Consider the following 15,991-nt stretch of genomic DNA (forward strand, 5'->3'; position numbering starts at 1 on the left):
CCTTTATTTGATACCCTAATGGACAGAAAGGAAGTTCTTATGATGGGTAGAAAAAAGACACAGCAAACAAGGGAGAAGCTGATCCGGCAAAATCCTTGTCCCGACCAGGGATTGACCATAGAGCAGGCTGCAGAGCGTTACCGCAAAGGATACGATAACCGGACGCCGAAATCATTATCAAAGACCACCGGCCAGATCATCCGGGACAATGTTCTAACGTTTTTCAACTTTCTGTTTTTTTCACTGGCTTTTTGTTTGTTTTTAGTCGGCGCTTACACGGATATGATGTTTTTGATCGTGGTGATCGTCAATATCCTGATCGGCATCGTACAAGAACTGCGGGTCAAGAGAGTGCTGGATCGGATCTCCCTGGTCTCAGCGAAAAAAGTAACGGTAATTCGAAACGGGGAGGAATCCCAGCTGCCGCCGGAAGACCTGGTTCTCGATGATATCATCAGACTGCGGCCAGGCGCGCAGATTCCGGCGGATGCCGTGATCTGCGAGGGAACCGTGGAGGTCAACGAAGCCCTTTTGACCGGGGAGGCGGATGTGATCCGGAAAGGAGAGGGAGACTATCTTCTCTCCGGCAGTTTCCTGGTATCCGGACATTGTCTGGCCCGGCTGGACCGGGTCGGCGAAGATTCTTATGCGTCCGGACTGACCAAGGAAATGAAGAGGAAAAAGAAATACCGTTCCAAGATGATGAAAGCACTGGACCGGCTTTTAAAGATCGTCGGAATCGCCATTGTGCCGGTGGGTCTTTTGATGTTTGGAAAACAGGCGGTGCTTCTCCAGACCGGAATTTCCTATGCGGCCCGCTCCACCGTGGCGGCGGTGGTCGGCATGATTCCGGAAGGGCTCTATTTGCTGGTCAGCGTGGCCCTCGCGGTCAGTGTGATCCGGCTGGCAAAAAGCCGGACCCTGGTCCATGAATTATCCTGTATTGAAAACCTGGCGCGGGTCGATGTCCTCTGCCTGGATAAAACCGGCACCATCACCGAAGGCCGCATGGAAGTACAGAAACTGGTGGCGGCGGCCGGTTTTAGGGAGGAGGAGTTTCGGGAGCAGCTCTACGGCTACATCTGCGGGATGGATGGGGATAACGGAACCGCCCAGGCTTTGAAGGAGTGGATTCCGGAGGAAACGAAGGAGCTCTGCGGCTGCCGGAAAATCCCGTTTTCTTCCGAGCGGAAATGGAGCGCTCTATGTCAGGAAGACGGTACCTGTTATGCCCTGGGCGCGCCGGAAATTCTGCTGAAAGATAATCTGGAAGCGCAGGAAAGCATTTTAAAACAACTGTATGCGGATGGTAGGAGGGTTCTCCTGTTTGCGAAGGGCAAAAATCTAATCGGAGAGGCTTGCCTTCTGGGCGAGCCGGAACCGCTTGGTTTCCTGGTGCTCTCCGATAAAATCCGAGAACAGGCCGCCGAGACGCTGCGGTATTTTAAATCCCAGGGCGTGACGGTGAAAGTGATTTCCGGCGACAGCGCCGAGGCGGTGGCGCTGGTGGCAGGCCAGGCAGGCGTGGATCGGGCGGAACATTTCATCGATTTGAGCCGGATCACGGATGAGGAAGACTATGCACTTTTAGCGGAGCGCCACGGCGTGTTCGGCCGGGTGGCTCCGGAACAAAAGCAAAAATTGATCCGGGGCCTCCGGTCAAACGGCCATACGGTGGCGATGATCGGGGACGGGATCAACGACGTGCTGGCGTTAAAAGAGGCGGATTGCAGTATCGCCATGGCTTCGGGAAGCGAAGCGGCGGGCCAGGTAGCCCAGCTGGTGCTGCTGGATTCGGATTTTTCCGCGATGCCGCAGATCGTAAAAGAAGGGCGGCGCGTGATCAACAACATTGAACGGTCTGCATCCCTGTTCTGTGTGAAGAATATTTTTTCCTTTTTGATGGCGGCCATCTTGCTGTTTGCCGCGATTCCTTACCCCTTGCTTCCGGCGCAGATTACCTTGATCAGCGGTTTTCTCATCGGAGCCCCGTCTTTCCTGCTAACATTTGAACCCTCATATGAGCGGGTGAAGGGAGGCTTCCTCCGCAATATTTTGCTGAACTCGCTGCCGGGCGGGCTTGCCAACGTGCTGGTGCTTTTGACTGCGCTCTACTTTGGGACGTCGGCGGGACTTCCCTTTACAGAAATCTCAACCATCTGCGCCCTGCTGATCGGTGTTGTGGAATTGTTTGTGCTGGTATTCCTTTGCTGGCCGCTGAATGTTTGGAGGGCCGTGCTTTCCGCGGCCTGTGGGATTGGCTTTTTTATAGCGGCAGCCTGGCTGGGGCCTCTGTTTCATCTGACTGCACTCTCGGCGGCAGGAAAAGAATTATTTGTGGAGCTGGCGTTGTTTTCCTTGCCGGTGATGGGAGCGCTGGTATTTGGAATCAGCCGGATTAAAAGAGAAATCCTGGTCAAGAATGAAAAAAAGAGCAGGCGTCCGGTCACCGTGCGGAGCATTGGCTGAGAGGAGATCGCGATATGAGAGAGGATTATGGAATTCTGATGCCGGCCTACCGGCCGGAACCGGTGATGGTGGAATATCTGAAAAAACTGCGAGATCAATGGGATGGTTTGATTCTGTTGATTGACGATGGAAGCGGGCCGGACTACCGGGAACAGTTTCAAGCGGCAGAGCGGCTCGGCGTGGTGGTCTGCCGCCAGGAGAAAAACAGGGGAAAAGGCGCTGCAATTAAATTGGGGCTGACCTGGTGCCAAGAACACCGGCCCGAACTATCCGGTGTTGTGACCGTGGACTGCGACGGCCAGCACAGTCTGGAAGATGTGGAAAAAGTGCTGGCTGCGATGGACCGCAATCCCGGCAGCCTGATTCTGGGATGCCGCAGCTTTGGGGAGGGGACCCCGGTACGAAGCCAGATCGGAAACCGGATGACTTCAGCTGCGATGCGGATTTTTTATGGCATTTCCCTGGAAGATACGCAGACGGGGCTCCGCGGGCTTCCGGCATCCTGGTTTCCAGGGTTGCTGTCTCTTTCCGGTGAACGGTACGAATATGAGCTGAATATGCTGATTGCGGCCAGGCGGGAGGGGATCCCGATGGCGACCGTACCGATTCGGACCGTGTATTTCAATGAAAATGAAGGAAGCCATTACCGGACCGTGCGGGATTCCCTGAGGATTATGCAGGCGATCTGCCGCGGGCTGATCCAGTACGGTCTTTCTTCCGCCTTGTCGGCGCTGGTGGATGTGAGTATCTACGCCGTGCTGGTAAAATTCGTGTTCGTCGGAGCTCTCCTGTCAGAGCTCTCCTGTCAGAGCGCATATTCCTTGCCGCAGTCATTGCCCGGATTCTCTCCTCGGTGGTCAATTACAACTGCAACCGGCAGCTTCCCTATGTGCAGAACCGGAGATTATTCCCCACATTTGTGCGCTACTATACTTTATGGTCCATTCAGCTCTTTTCTTCCTTTGGCCTGGTATGGCTGGAGTGCCGGTATTTGGGGATTGATGAATTGACGGCGAAATTGGCGGCGGATCTTCTCTTGGCAGCTGTCAGTTATCAAGTGCAGCTCCACTGGGTATTCCGGGAGCAGGAAGAAGGAGAAGGAATATTGCGGAAACGGAGGGAGAGGGCTTGAAAATCTGGAATGGAAAAGCGTATGTGCTGCGGCGCATCGCACGATTGGGAATGGCAGGCTGGAACGTCGGCGGATTTGAGAAGACCGATTCCCCAGCGGTCTATCTGGTTCATCACCAAAACATGTTCGGGCCGGTGCATACGCTGGCCTTTCTTCCGGAGGAGGCCCATCTTTGGGCCTTGGCCCCGTTCTGCGAGCAGGAGAGCTGCCGGCGCCAATACGAGAATTACACTTTGACAAAACGCTTTGGCTGGCCGTCCTTCCTGGCCCGTCCCGCATCGTTTCTGTTCTCCCTTATCGTCCCCGGCGTCATGGAAGCCTTCGGCGCGATACCGGTTTACCGGGGGAGCCGGGAAATCCGAAAAACCATGGAGGAATCCGAAAAAGCTCTTCGCCGGGGAGAATCGCTGCTGATTTGCCCGGATGTGGATTACACGGACCGCAGTCCAAAGGTCGGCCGGATTTACCGGGGATTTCTTCATTTGGATCGAGAATACTTTCAGGAGTGCCAGGCCCACCTTTCTTTTATCCCGGTTTTTTGCAGTAAACAGGAAAAGCGGGTGGTATTTGGAAATGCCGTTCGCTTCCCCGGAAAAGAAAGCTTCCATCAGGAATGCTCCTTCATGGTGAACGCTTTGCAGGCGGAATGGAACCGGCTCGGCTCTCTGTGCGGAGACCTGGCGGGGAAGACGGAGGATGCTTTTTCCCAGGGATTGATTTGAAAGCGAAAAGAAATTATTTGCTAAATGTATGAGAGTCCTGCCTTCAAAAGAGAAACTTTCAATAATTATCCGTTCTGCATGGCTTCATAGGATAAAAAAATATATTTTATTATTGTATCTGCTTTTTTCTTGTGCTACAATAAGCGAAAATATATGCGGAAATTAAAATCTTTGGAGGATTGAAATATGCCTACAACATTATCGGAAAAAGCAAAGAAGGTAAAAAGTTCCTCGACGCTTGCCATCACTGCGAAAGCGAAGGCGCTGCGCGCGCAGGGCGAGGACGTTGTCAGTTTTGGAGCAGGAGAGCCGGATTTTCCCACGCCGGAGAACATCCGCGCGGCGGCCCATAAGGCCATCGACGCCGGAATGACCCGCTATACACCCGCATCCGGGACCGTAGAATTAAAAGAAGCAATCTGCAAGAAATTTAAAGAGTTCAACGGACTGGACTATCAGACGAATCAGATCGTGGTCAGCAACGGGGGAAAACATTCTCTGACCAATGTATTTGAGGCGATTTTAAATCCGGGAGATGAGGTGATCATCCCGGCGCCTTTCTGGCTCAGCTACCCGGAGATCGTACGCCTGGCAGGCGGCGAGCCGGTGATCTTGACCTGCGGAAAAGAGATCGGCTACAAGATGACGGCCGAGGCGCTGAAAGGGAAAATCACCCCGAAGACCAAAGCTCTGGTATTAAATACTCCGAACAACCCGACCGGGGCGATCTATACGAAAGATGAGCTGAAGGCCATCGGGGACCTGGCGGTCGCCTATGATTTTTATATTGTATCCGATGAAATGTATGAGAATCTGTTCTATGCGGAAGGAAAGCATGTCAGCATCGGATCCTTGAGCCCGGAAATCTATGAGAAGACCATCACGGTCAGCGGCGTGTCCAAGAGCTATGCGATGACCGGTTGGAGAATCGGCTATACCGGCTCTTCCAAGGAAATTGCGTCTCTGATGGGCAGCATTCAGAGCCATCAGACTTCGAATCCCTGCTCCATTTCCCAGGCTGCAGCGGTGGAAGCTTTAAACGGCGGTCAGGAGACCGTGGCGGAGATGAACGCGGCTTTCAACGAGAGACGCCAGTATATTCACGGCAGAGTCAATTCCCTTCCGATGATTTCAGCGGTGGAGCCCCAGGGCGCTTTCTACCTGTTTGTGGACTGCTCCGAGGTTCTGGGCAAGAAATATAAAGGAAAAGAGATCAAGGATGCGGCGGATATCGCAGCGATTTTGATCGAGGATTACAAGGTGGCCGTGGTGCCCTGTGCTGATTTTGGCTTTGCCGATCACCTGCGCCTATCCTATGCGATTTCGAAAGAAGAGATTGCGAAGGGACTGGACCGCATGGAAGAATTCCTGAAGACTCTGTAAGGAGGCGGCGATGGAAAAGGTAGAGCGGCTGAAACGGGAGCTGGCCTATACCGGCACTGTGCTGAAGGTATATAAGGATACCGTGCAGGTCCCAAACGGGAACCGGGCAGTATGGGATTACATCCATCACGACGGGGCTGCGGCGGTGGTTCCGGTCAGAGACGACGGAAAGATCCTGATGGTCCGCCAGTACCGGAACGCGCTGGACCGTTTTACCCTGGAGCTTCCGGCCGGAAAAGTGGACGAGCCGGACGAGCCCAGGATCGAATGCGCCAAACGGGAGTTAGAAGAAGAAACCGGTTACCGTAGCGATCATTTGGAACTTCTGATCACGGTCAACACTACAGTTGCTTTCTGCGATGAGCAGATCGAGATTTACCTGGCAAAGGATCTGACCGCAACGAAACAGAACCTGGATGAGGATGAAGAGATCGATGTGGAAGCCTATACCCTGGACGAGCTCTGCGGCATGATTTTCCGCAGGGAGCTAAGGGACAGCAAGACAGTAGCTGGCATCTTAGCTTACCAGGCAAAGTTGCAGGCTGAAAATAAAGGTTAAGACCGGAGGCCGCCAGAAGGACCTGGATATTTTGGCACGCTTGGCCAAGAAGGCACGCGCCGGATGTCATAATTTCATTCTTCCTGGAATAAGATAAAAAAAGTCTTTCCAGGGAGGGATTGAATTTGGAAAAGCGATTTACTTTGCAGCAGCAATTGGGGATGGTCCTTGCCGTGGGCTTTACGGCGGGGACCATTTTTGCGAATTTTCCCGGAAAGCCGTATGTAGGGGAAATCGGGATTTTGTCCTCCTCATACCGGGACTATCTTCTCGCCGGGGGATGGGACTTGCAGAAGCTGTTTTTGACATTGCTGGCGAGCCGGGTGGTGCCGGCATTGCTGATGGTGGTGCTGAGCTTTACGAAATGGAAGCTTCCGGCCCTGCGCCTGCTCTGTCTTTGGGCTTCTTTTTCTCTGGGGGTATTTTGGGCCGCCTGTATCCTGACCAGCGGGATTTCCGGGATCTTTGTGTTTTTTATGGCCTTATTTCCCCATGGACTTTTATTGTTCTGGGGATGGCTTACGATGACCAGGGTGATATTGGGGCGGAATCTGACGCTAAGCCACCTGCTGCCGCCGTTTTCTTTCCTTTTGCTCGGCGTTATCGCAGAGACTTGGATCCACCCGTATCTGCTTCGTTTTTTATTCCGGCTGGTGTTTCCATAAAAACACTTCTAAAATTGTCCCTCCGGCACTACAATAGTAAAAAAGCAATGGGATGTTCCTATGAAGAAAAAACGTTTGCTTTGTGCCTTCCTGGCCTTTCTTTTGTTGTTCTTATCGCCGGCCGCCGCATGGGCGGAACCGGAGGCGGAGACCGGGGGAGGTCTGTCCGTATCCGCTCCCTCCGTCATTTTGCTGGAGGCTTCCACTGGAACCGTGATTTATGAAAATAATGCGGATCAAGTGCTCCACCCCGCCAGCATCACCAAAATCATGACCTTGATTTTGATCTATGACGCGCTGGCCGAGGGAAAAATACATAAGGACGATGTGGTGAGAGTCAGCGAATATGCGGCTTCCATGGGAGGCAGTCAGGTCTTCCTGGAGGAAGGCGAGGAACAGACGGTGGACACGATGATGAAATGTATCTCTGTGGCCAGCGCCAACGACGCCTGTGTGGCAATGGCGGAGTTTGTATGGGGCAGCGAAACGGCCTTCGTGGAGAAGATGAACGAGAGGGCAGCCGGTCTCGGCATGGCGAACACCACCTTTGTCAACTGCTGCGGACTGGATGTGGAGGGGCATATGACCACGGCGAGGGACGTGGCACTGATGTCCCGCGAGTTGATCACAAAATATCCGGATATTTTCAATTACACGTCGATCTGGATGGAGAATATCACCCATGTGACGGCCAGAGGCAGCAGTGAGTTCGGCCTGACCAATACAAACAAGCTGATGAAGCAGTATACCTATGCCACCGGGCTGAAAACCGGTTCCACCGGCTTGGCGAAATACTGTGTATCGGCCACGGCCCGCAAGGACGGGGTGGATTTGATCGCTGTGGTCATGGCGGCGCCTGACTATAAGGTGCGGTTTAAAGACGCTATCACGCTGCTGGAATACGGATTTTCCACCTGCCGCCTGTATCAGGATACGGAAGGGGTGGAGCTGCCGGAACTTCTAGTGACCGGCGGTGTTGAGGAGAATCTGCCTCTGGCATTGGGCGGCACTTTCTCTTACCTCAGCACGACAGGGGATGATTTCAGCGGGATTGAAAAAAATTTGGAGCTGCCAGAGAATCTGGCCGCGCCGGTGGAGGAAGGCCAGGTGGTCGGAAAACTGCGTTATCAGATGGGCGGAAAAGAGCTGGGGAGCGTGGATATCCTGGCAGGAAAAGCCATCGAGGAGGCAGGATTCCTGGATTACCTGAAAAAGGCAGCGGGAAGTTGGCTTTTGTAGACAGCGGTTGCCAAAGGAAACAGGTTTGTGTTATAATAAAAATAATTGGAAAAGTGAAAGCCCGTCTGGTGTGGATCAACCCTCCCGGCTTTCACTTTTCCCCTGTGCATGGGCTTTGTTGTTTGTTACAAAAGATCCTGGAGGGATGGTATGGGACTCAGAATCTCGCGTTACCCGGTGGATTCCGAAAAGATTCCGGAGGAAATGAACGGGTATCGTATCGCGATGCTCGCAGATCTGCATGACTGTGCGGTGGGAAAGAATAATTCCCGCCTTTTGGCTGCGCTCCGGAAAGAACAGCCGGACTTTGTGATTTTGGCCGGAGATATGGTGGTGGAGAACGCGAAGAGATGCAGCGCCTGCCTGTCCTACCGGGCGGCGCGCGAGTTTTTGACGGAACTTGCGAAAGAGTTTCCCATCTATTATGGAATGGGAAATCATGAATCCCGCTGGAAGAAAAATGCGGAAAGCCATTCCATGACCTTTGAGAGGTACCGGCAGGAGCTGGAAGGCGTAGGGATCGTATTTTTGGACAATCTTTCGGTGGTGATCGGAAGCGGGGACCGCGGAATCCGGATTACCGGCCTGGAACTGCCGCTGCCGTATTACCAAAGGAAGATTCGGATCCCCAGGCTGACCAGCGCGGCGATTCGGAAGCTGGCCGGGGAGGCGGATCAGCAGCATTTTCAAATTCTTCTGGCCCACAGTCCCCAGTTTTTCGGCGCATACATGGATTGGGGAGCCGACCTGGCGCTGGCCGGGCATTTTCACGGAGGGATGATCCGTCTGCCGTTTCTCGGCGGCGTGATTTCCACTTATTGCCGTTTCTTTCCGAAATATGACCGGGGACGGTTTGTGCAAGGAGAGGGACAGATGATCGTCAGCGCCGGACTTGGGACCCATACCATCCCCCTGCGGATCAACAATCCGCCGGAATTGGTGATCCTCGAATTGAACCATAAATAATCGGGCGGAATGCCGCCGTAAAGGATAGCAAGATGGATTTGGAAATAAAGCTGGAAGTATTCGAGGGGCCGCTGGACCTGCTGCTTCACCTGATCGACAAAAATAAAGTAAATATCTATGATATCCCGATCGTGGAGATTACCGCTCAGTACCTGGACTATGTCAGGCAGATGGATAAAGAAGACCTGGATTTGGTCAGTGAGTTTTTGGTCATGGCCGCGACCTTGCTGGACATCAAATCGAAAATGCTTCTCCCCAAGGAAGTGGACGAGAGCGGGGAGGAAGAGGACCCCAGAGCCGAGCTGGTGGAGCGTCTGCTGGAATACCGGAAATTCAAATATATGAGCGGCGAGCTGAGAGACCGCGGCTTTGGGAGCGAACGGCTGCAGTTTAAGGAACCGACGGTCCCGAAAGAAGTCGCCTGCTACAAGCCGCCGGTGGACTTGGACGAGCTTTTAAAGGATGTGACCATGCTGCGCCTTAAAGCGATTTTTGATGAGACGCTCCGCAGGCAGGCGGATAAGGTGGATACGGTTCGAAGCCAGTTTGGAAAAATTGAGCGGGAAACCATCCAAATCGGCGACAAGATCTCCGATGTGCGAAGGAAGGTGGCGCGGGGAGGACGGTATTCCTTCCGCCAGCTTTTACATGCAGGGGCGACAAAGGTGGAGATTGTCGTGACCTTTCTGGCCGTGCTGGAGATGATCAAGATCGGGGAGATCCGGCTGACCGAGGACAGCACGCGGGATGATATTATCATTGAAGGGAATGGATAAGATGAATTACGAGGCGATGATAGAGGGGATATTGTTTACGATGGGGCAGCCGGTGGAACGGGAATCCCTGGCGATGGCCCTGGAACTGCCGGAGCCGATGGTGGAATCCCTGGTCGCATCCCTGATGGAAAAATACGAGGGCGAGGAGCATGGGCTGAAGATTATCCGCCTGGAAAACAGCTACCAGATGTGCACCAAGCCGGAGTGCTACGAGCCGCTGATTAAGATCGCCTCACGTCCGAAGAAGCCGGTGCTGACGGATGTGGTGCTGGAGACGCTGGCGATCATCGCCTACAAGCAGCCGATTACCAAGCAGGAGATCGAACGGATCCGCGGGGTCAGCTCGGATCATGCGGTGAATAAGCTGGTGGAATACGGCCTGGTCTGCGAGGCGGGCCGGATGAACGCCCCCGGCCGTCCGATTTTATTTTCCACCACGGAAGAATTTCTGCGCCGGTTCCAATTGGATTCCCTGGAAAATCTGCCGGTGCCGGATCCGGAAAAACTGGCGGAAATCCAGGAGGAAGTGGCGGAGGAAGCAAAAGAGATCGACGTACCGGTTTGAGACCGTCTGCAAGATGAGGATTGCCAAACGGCAGGTTCCGTGATAGGATAGTGGATAAGCGTTTTTGTGAAATCAGAAAGTAAAGAATGAATTTGGACAGGAAAGCGAAGGGTTAGACACATGAAGAAGGTAGGTTTTATTGGCTGTGGAAATATGGCGATGGCGATGATCCGGCAGATCATCAAGAAAGGACTGTGTGAGCCGGAAGACATCGTCGCCTCAGCGCTGCGCTGGGAGACTCTGGAAAAAGCCCACAATGAGTTGGGAATTTCCGTGGCCCATGACAACCGCACTGTGGTGCGGGAGGCGGATATCGTCTTTTTAGCTATCAAACCGCAGGATTATAAAAATGTGATCACAGAGATCCGTTATGAGATCGACAAACAGCTGATCGTGACGATTGCGCCTGGAAAAACCCTGAAATGGGTGAAAGAAACCTTTGAGCGAGATGTCAAGATTGTCCGGACCATGCCGAACACCCCGTCCCAGGTAGGGGAAGGCGTCACCGGAGCCTGCAAGAACTCTTTCGTGACGGATGCGGAGTTTGCCGAGATCATGAAGCTTCTCTCCAGCTTCGGCGAGGCGATCCATGTGAAGGAATCGGTGATGGACGTGGTGGGAAGCGTTGGCGGCAGCGCGCCTGCCTTGGTGTATCTGTTCATCGAAGCCATGGCGGATGCGGCGGTGGCCGACGGGATGCGCCGGGATCTGGCTTACCGGTTCGCCACCCAGTCGGTGCTGGGAAGCGCGAAGATGGTCCGGGATTCCTGTCTGCATCCCGGAGAATTGAAAGACCAGGTTTGCTCGCCGGGCGGAATCGCCATCGAAGCGGTGCTGGAACTGGAGCGGCACAATTACCGCAGTGCTGTGATCGAGGCGGTGCGCGCGTGCACGAGAAAGTCAAAGGACTTGTTCTAAAAGCCCTGGTCTGAGGATTTTAATCCAAAGGTTCGTCCAAGTGGCACTACAAAAAAGAAAGGCTGGAAGCCGCCTGTTTCGTGGGGTTTCCAGCCTTTCTTTTTTGATTATGCCGGACTACCCAGCAATTCTCACATGGCCGGTGTCCTGGATTTTTTCTAAGTTTGCGTCGTTGTATGAGCAGTAAAATTGAACATTCATCCTCTTCCCTCCTGTGATCCCTTAAGCAATGAATTGATACATCATAATATAATGGCAGATACTTCCCCCCATCACGAACAGGTGGAAAATTTCATGGGAACCAAATCCAGGATGCCTGGTATTAAAAATAGGAAGTTTCAGAGCATAAATGACTCCCCCGACCGTATAGATAACCCCTCCGGCCAGCAGCCAGCCGAAAGCGGACGGGGAGAGCAATTCCAAAAGTTCCCGGAAGGCCAGCAGGCAAACCCAGCCCATGGCGATATAGATGACGGAAGAAAACCATTTCGGACAGGTGATCCAGAAAGCCTTGATCAAGATACCGGCCAGAGCGATTCCCCAGACCAGCAGGCAGAGCCTGGTTCCCAGCGGCTGCGGGAGAACGCAGAAGCAGATCGGGGTGTAAGTGCCGGCAATCAAAATAAAGATGGCCATGTGATCAATTTTCCGGAGAACCCGGTTCACTTTCTCTGAGATATCCAGGGAATGATAGGTGGTGCTGGCAGCGTAGAGCAGGATCATACTGCAAATGAAAATGGCCAGGGAAGCAATTTGAACAGGGCCGGCGTCTCTGGCTGCCTTGATCAAAAGCGGCAGCGCCGCAATGGCGGCGGCAACCATGCCGATAAAATGGGTAATTGCACTTCCAGGGTCTTTAATAGCGGTTCTCATAGATGTACCTCCTTGAAGAAAAAATAAAACATACTATATAATCTAGTATTTGAAACTATGTATCGGATATACATATATTACAACAAATAAAAAGGAAAATCAATAGAAAAGAGGAAAAAAATTGAATTGGATGGAAAGCGGAAAGGAAACGAGGGGGATAAAAAAATAGAATGGAAAATAAAATAACTGATAATATATGGCAAAGAAAGAAAAAAACGAGTAGAAAAAAGAAATTTCCTTGCAATCAAGGGAGCTTTCGCGTATAATAGATATAAAATTGCGACCGGTGGATGGAGAAAGGAGCAAGGCTTCCAATGGAGAACTATCTGTGCTTTCGCATGAACGAATCCTTTTTTTTACTTCCGCTGGCAATGGTAGTATGGATTCTTCCGGGAAATCAAAACAATCTTCCGGAAGAATGGGAGAATGAAGTCGTAGTGCGTATTTGTTGCCCTGAAATCGGAACTCAGGATAGCAGTGTTTACCGGATTTTATTTCAGGACAGCGGCGCTTGCGCAGAAATCTGCGCGGACCAAATTCCCGGAGTAGTGGAATTGTCTGCGGAGCGGATGCTTCTCGTCCCGGATACCGTAAAGGGAAACGAAAACATATGCCTCAGCCGGGTGACCTTTGTGAAGGAGATCCAGGGCTGGGCTTTTTTGCTAGATACAACGATGTTGGTCAGGATGGGGAAGGAATTCGGGGATGAGGAGTAATGGGGAGGACGGCGAGGACTGCTCCTTTTTCGAAGGGAATGGGAATCTGCCGGATCGGATTCAAATAGGCATGGAATCCCTGGGACGGTATTTGGGAGCCGGCCAGAAAAGATCGTCATCGCCAATGTGATCCATCTGGCGCAAGGTTATTTGTATGGCCGTCCGGCCCCATTTGGAACTTATGGAGATGGCTGCTGAGGCAGGAAGGAAAGCGGAGATGGAGAGGGATGAAAATCGTATGCAGTCGGATGTAATTCGCCTTTTTTCCGGAGAATCCTCCCTCGATATCCGGAGGGACCGGATCAAACTGATTTTGACGGAGCCGGAGCTGATTGCCGTGCCGGGGGCTCCGGAAGAGATTGCCGGGATGATTTATTATGAGGAAGAAATGCAGCCTGTATTTTATCTGGACAGGCAGTACCGGCCAAAACGTGCCTGTATTGTACTGATCCGTGAGCCGGACGGGTCTATGTACGGCGTGCTGGGAGAAAAGGTTGCCGGGGGAGAAGAAAGTGATACGTTTTACGGATCGGGAATTTGAAATGTTAACGGAATACGTCCGCAGTCAGACCGGGATTGATCTTTCTAAAAAAAGGGTCCTGGCGGAATGCCGTCTGTCCGGAGAGATGGAGAAACGAGGAATCCCATCGGTCACCGAACTTTTGAAGCAGGTAGAAAGGGACAAGACAAAAAATCTCCAGGCGATGGTGTTTAACTGTCTGACCACGAATTATACTTTTTTTCTGCGGGAACCGAAACATTTTGAGTTTCTGGAGAAGGTGATATTGCCGGAGCTTATGGAGAGCCAAAGGATCCTTACCTATAAGATCTGGAGTGCAGGATGTTCCAGCGGAGAAGAATGCTATACTTTGTCCATGCTGCTGGAGGATTACCAGTTGCGGGGCGGCGTCCTTCCCGCTTATCGTATTTGGGGGACGGATATCGCGGAGCCGGAATTGCAGCGGGCGAGAGAAGCCAGATATCCGATTTGGGAGCTGGAGCAGATTCCCAGCGGCTGGCTTCGGTTTTGCAGGGAGGAGAAGGACGGCCGGTTTTTTACCCTGACCCCCAATATTCGGAATCATGTGGGGTTTCAACGGGCAAATCTGCTCGATGGGAGGATCAGCCAGGGACCCTTTGACCTGATTTTCTGTCGGAATGTAATGATCTATTTTGACGATGAATCCAGAAAAAAACTTCTGAACAGGTTGTACCGCTTGCTGAAACCGGGAGGGTATCTTTTTCTGGGACATACAGAGCTGCTGACGAAGAATCATGTACAATTTCAATATGTTTATCCGGCTGTCTACCGGAAAGCGGTGGAGGAGACCGGGTAGGATAAGAGGGGGGCGCGCAGTTGGCAGAGCCGAAAAAGGTTGGGATTTGTGCGGAAACCACGGGCATACGAAAATTTCTCTGGGAAGCCATAGAGGTGGGGGGCCTAAGACCAAGAGGGCTGGGAGATCTGCTGTCACAGGACGCCGGAAATATGCTGGAAGGGCTGTCCTGCGTGGTGGTGGGCGGTCATACAGAGGCATTTTTAAAACGGATTCGGGAGCGGATCGAAGGATATACGTCGATCCCCGTTATCTTACTGGCGGATGTGTACATCAAAGAAAGGAGTACGCTGCAGGCGGAATGGATCCACCTGGAAAGCTTTGAGGATGAAAAGAGCCGGTCCGGAGCAGGAAAAGTTCTCCAGGTTAAAATTAAGGCAGGGAACGCCAGACGGAGAGAAGCAGTCAACTCTCTCCCTAGCCGCTGCCTGGTGGGGATCGGATCGTCGGCAGGCGGCCCGAAGGCGCTTGCCGCCATCTTGAAAAATTTGACAGAATCCTGCTGCGGCATTTTGATTGTTCAGCATATTGCAAAAGGCTTTTCTCAGATGCTGGCGGAATACCTCAATGCTGTGTCTGCAATGCGTGTCAAGGTGGCGGAAGAGGGAGAGGTGGTGCGGGACGGGACGGCATATCTGGCTGTCCATGGACAGCAGCTGACGGTTGAGAAAAAAGGAGCCTTATTTCTGATGCACCGGTTATCGGAATCAACGCCTCAGGATTTTTGTCCGTCGATCGATATGCTGTTCCGGTCCTTGGCAGTTTCAGCCGGAGAGCGTGCGGCAGGAATCCTGCTGACCGGTATGGGAGAAGATGGGGCAAAGGGCTTGCAGGAAATGCGAAGCGCCGGCGCATATACAGTGGCTCAGGACCGAGAGAGCAGTGAAATTTACGGGATGCCGAAGGCGGCGGTGGCACTGGGCGGTGTCTGCCGTCAGTTGCCTCTTTCTGAGATTCCGGCGGCTGTGATGGAATTTGCGGGCCGGTGGAGGCATGGATAAAGAACTCGGTAGAAATGGAAACGGAATATGGGACAAGAGGGGAATACGGAGAAAAAATTGAGATTGCAGGACGAGAGTTTGTTTTTGGAGCTCGGAAATGTGGGGACAGGGAGTGCAATGACCTCTTTGTCTAATATGTTAGGAACGGAATTGATTTATACCCCGCCGGAATTATTGGAGATGCGGTATGAGGATCTGTCCCGTTGTTTTTTGGATCCGGAAGAAAGTGTAGTGGGAGTGCTGGTCCCTTTTGAGGGGGAGGCGTCTGGACTTTTGATCTAGATTTATCGTTTGAGCACGGCAAAAAAGATTCTGAATGGCCTGCTGGGGCCGAACCGTGACGAAGAGAGGGAATTGGACCGGGAGGGGCTGGATTTGCTCCATGAAATCTCGAACATCATGACATCCTCATGCCTCCTGGTCCTATCTTCCTATACGGAAAGCCGGATCCGGGTACTGGAATTTGCGGTTTTTCGCGGATATGGCCGGATCAATCCTGACGAAACTGTTCGGCACGGCGGCCGAGGCCTGCGGCGCAGGAGTTGGGCGTTCCAGTCGTGTCAGAGGACACCGGGGAAAATTACGGAAGAAACGCATACTTTTACACAGGCAGCGGAAGATTGGAGATCGAGACGGCTAATCATTCCAGCTATATCATTTGAGGAGGAAA

At 52.6% G+C, this 15,991-nt stretch carries 18 protein-coding genes and 1 pseudogene; 18 read left to right on the forward strand and 1 reads right to left on the reverse strand.

Annotated features, from left to right (window positions below; translation table 11 throughout):
• Positions 1–39: 39 nt before the first annotated feature.
• The 12 genes and pseudogenes from MUB23_RS10985 (at position 40) to proC (ending at position 11,394) form a co-directional block, all read left to right on the forward strand.
• Positions 40–2,469: a cation-translocating P-type ATPase gene (locus MUB23_RS10985; protein ID WP_244800528.1), complete on the forward strand. Its 2,430-nt coding sequence runs from the start codon at positions 40–42 to the stop codon at positions 2,467–2,469.
• A 38-nt stretch (positions 2,470–2,507) separates the two neighbouring features.
• A pseudogene (locus tag MUB23_RS10990) lies at positions 2,508–2,882 on the forward strand (glycosyltransferase); the annotation flags it as partial.
• A 440-nt stretch (positions 2,883–3,322) separates the two neighbouring features.
• Positions 3,323–3,601 (forward strand): GtrA family protein, encoded by a 279-nt coding sequence (locus MUB23_RS10995; protein WP_244800529.1) that lies wholly within the window; start codon positions 3,323–3,325, stop codon positions 3,599–3,601.
• On the forward strand, positions 3,598–4,323 hold the full coding sequence (locus MUB23_RS11000; protein WP_244800530.1) for a hypothetical protein: 726 nt from the start codon (positions 3,598–3,600) through the stop codon (positions 4,321–4,323). Before MUB23_RS10995 ends, MUB23_RS11000 begins: the two co-directional genes overlap by 4 nt.
• A 186-nt stretch (positions 4,324–4,509) precedes the next feature.
• Positions 4,510–5,706 carry a pyridoxal phosphate-dependent aminotransferase gene (locus MUB23_RS11005; RefSeq protein ID WP_244800531.1) on the forward strand — a complete coding sequence of 399 codons (1,197 nt, stop codon included), beginning with the start codon at positions 4,510–4,512 and terminating at the stop codon, positions 5,704–5,706.
• A gap of 10 nt (positions 5,707–5,716) precedes the next feature.
• Complete coding sequence (locus tag MUB23_RS11010) at positions 5,717–6,265, forward strand: NUDIX domain-containing protein (protein WP_244800532.1); 549 nt, start codon at positions 5,717–5,719, stop codon at positions 6,263–6,265.
• 125 nt (positions 6,266–6,390) lie between these two features.
• Positions 6,391–6,930, forward strand: a complete 540-nt coding sequence (locus MUB23_RS11015) for a hypothetical protein (RefSeq protein ID WP_244800533.1) — start codon at positions 6,391–6,393, stop codon at positions 6,928–6,930.
• A gap of 60 nt (positions 6,931–6,990) precedes the next feature.
• On the forward strand, positions 6,991–8,169 hold the full coding sequence (locus MUB23_RS11020; protein ID WP_244800534.1) for a D-alanyl-D-alanine carboxypeptidase family protein: 1,179 nt from the start codon (positions 6,991–6,993) through the stop codon (positions 8,167–8,169).
• 150 nt (positions 8,170–8,319) lie between these two features.
• Positions 8,320–9,135, forward strand: coding sequence for a metallophosphoesterase (locus MUB23_RS11025; RefSeq protein ID WP_244800535.1), 816 nt, complete (start codon positions 8,320–8,322; stop codon positions 9,133–9,135).
• A 32-nt stretch (positions 9,136–9,167) separates the two neighbouring features.
• Positions 9,168–9,911, forward strand: coding sequence for a segregation and condensation protein A (locus MUB23_RS11030; protein ID WP_244800536.1), 744 nt, complete (start codon positions 9,168–9,170; stop codon positions 9,909–9,911).
• Positions 9,883–10,476: an SMC-Scp complex subunit ScpB gene (gene scpB, locus MUB23_RS11035; protein WP_244800537.1), complete on the forward strand. Its 594-nt coding sequence runs from the start codon at positions 9,883–9,885 to the stop codon at positions 10,474–10,476. Before MUB23_RS11030 ends, scpB begins: the two co-directional genes overlap by 29 nt.
• A 120-nt stretch (positions 10,477–10,596) precedes the next feature.
• The gene (gene proC, locus MUB23_RS11040; protein ID WP_244800538.1) at positions 10,597–11,394 is read left to right on the forward strand and encodes a pyrroline-5-carboxylate reductase; all 798 of its coding nucleotides are present in this window, start codon (positions 10,597–10,599) and stop codon (positions 11,392–11,394) included.
• A 222-nt stretch (positions 11,395–11,616) separates the two neighbouring features.
• Here proC and trhA read toward each other — a convergent pair whose 3' ends face one another.
• Complete coding sequence (gene trhA / locus MUB23_RS11045) at positions 11,617–12,267, reverse strand: PAQR family membrane homeostasis protein TrhA (RefSeq protein ID WP_244800539.1); 651 nt, start codon at positions 12,265–12,267, stop codon at positions 11,617–11,619.
• A gap of 314 nt (positions 12,268–12,581) precedes the next feature.
• On the opposite strand from trhA, the gene MUB23_RS11050 reads away from it, so the two are divergent.
• The 6 genes from MUB23_RS11050 to MUB23_RS20115 all read left to right on the forward strand — a co-directional run bounded on the left by MUB23_RS11050 (position 12,582) and on the right by MUB23_RS20115 (position 15,983).
• Entirely contained in the window at positions 12,582–12,983 is a 402-nt protein-coding gene (locus tag MUB23_RS11050; RefSeq protein WP_244800540.1) for a hypothetical protein, read from the forward strand.
• Between the two features lie 217 nt (positions 12,984–13,200).
• Positions 13,201–13,524, forward strand: coding sequence for a hypothetical protein (locus MUB23_RS11055; protein ID WP_244800541.1), 324 nt, complete (start codon positions 13,201–13,203; stop codon positions 13,522–13,524).
• Entirely contained in the window at positions 13,496–14,320 is an 825-nt protein-coding gene (locus MUB23_RS11060) for a CheR family methyltransferase (RefSeq protein ID WP_244800542.1), read from the forward strand. Before MUB23_RS11055 ends, MUB23_RS11060 begins: the two co-directional genes overlap by 29 nt.
• A gap of 20 nt (positions 14,321–14,340) precedes the next feature.
• Positions 14,341–15,321 carry a CheB methylesterase domain-containing protein gene (locus MUB23_RS11065; protein WP_244800543.1) on the forward strand — a complete coding sequence of 327 codons (981 nt, stop codon included), beginning with the start codon at positions 14,341–14,343 and terminating at the stop codon, positions 15,319–15,321.
• Between the two features lie 57 nt (positions 15,322–15,378).
• Positions 15,379–15,603 carry a chemotaxis protein CheC gene (locus MUB23_RS11070; protein ID WP_244800544.1) on the forward strand — a complete coding sequence of 75 codons (225 nt, stop codon included), beginning with the start codon at positions 15,379–15,381 and terminating at the stop codon, positions 15,601–15,603.
• Between the two features lie 260 nt (positions 15,604–15,863).
• The gene (locus tag MUB23_RS20115) at positions 15,864–15,983 is read left to right on the forward strand and encodes a hypothetical protein (RefSeq protein WP_442874109.1); all 120 of its coding nucleotides are present in this window, start codon (positions 15,864–15,866) and stop codon (positions 15,981–15,983) included.
• Positions 15,984–15,991 lie beyond the last annotated feature (8 nt).

The sequence above is a fragment of the Cuneatibacter sp. NSJ-177 genome (assembly GCF_022867805.1).
Classification (GTDB): domain Bacteria; phylum Bacillota; class Clostridia; order Lachnospirales; family Lachnospiraceae; genus Pseudolachnospira.

What these genes read in the sequence shown, in the direction of transcription:
- MUB23_RS11025 (WP_244800535.1), top strand. Translation starts at nt 8,320, where the DNA reads ATGGGACTCAGAATCTCGCGTTACCCGGTGGATTCCGAAAAGATTCCG.
- MUB23_RS11050 (WP_244800540.1), top strand. Translation starts at nt 12,582, where the DNA reads ATGGAGAACTATCTGTGCTTTCGCATGAACGAATCCTTTTTTTTACTT.
- MUB23_RS11005 (WP_244800531.1), top strand. Translation starts at nt 4,510, where the DNA reads ATGCCTACAACATTATCGGAAAAAGCAAAGAAGGTAAAAAGTTCCTCG.
- trhA (WP_244800539.1), bottom strand. Translation starts at nt 12,267, where the DNA reads ATGAGAACCGCTATTAAAGACCCTGGAAGTGCAATTACCCATTTTATC.
- scpB (WP_244800537.1), top strand. Translation starts at nt 9,883, where the DNA reads ATGATATTATCATTGAAGGGAATGGATAAGATGAATTACGAGGCGATG.
- MUB23_RS11030 (WP_244800536.1), top strand. Translation starts at nt 9,168, where the DNA reads ATGGATTTGGAAATAAAGCTGGAAGTATTCGAGGGGCCGCTGGACCTG.
- proC (WP_244800538.1), top strand. Translation starts at nt 10,597, where the DNA reads ATGAAGAAGGTAGGTTTTATTGGCTGTGGAAATATGGCGATGGCGATG.
- MUB23_RS11010 (WP_244800532.1), top strand. Translation starts at nt 5,717, where the DNA reads ATGGAAAAGGTAGAGCGGCTGAAACGGGAGCTGGCCTATACCGGCACT.
- MUB23_RS11020 (WP_244800534.1), top strand. Translation starts at nt 6,991, where the DNA reads ATGAAGAAAAAACGTTTGCTTTGTGCCTTCCTGGCCTTTCTTTTGTTG.
- MUB23_RS10985 (WP_244800528.1), top strand. Translation starts at nt 40, where the DNA reads ATGATGGGTAGAAAAAAGACACAGCAAACAAGGGAGAAGCTGATCCGG.
- MUB23_RS11055 (WP_244800541.1), top strand. Translation starts at nt 13,201, where the DNA reads ATGGAGAGGGATGAAAATCGTATGCAGTCGGATGTAATTCGCCTTTTT.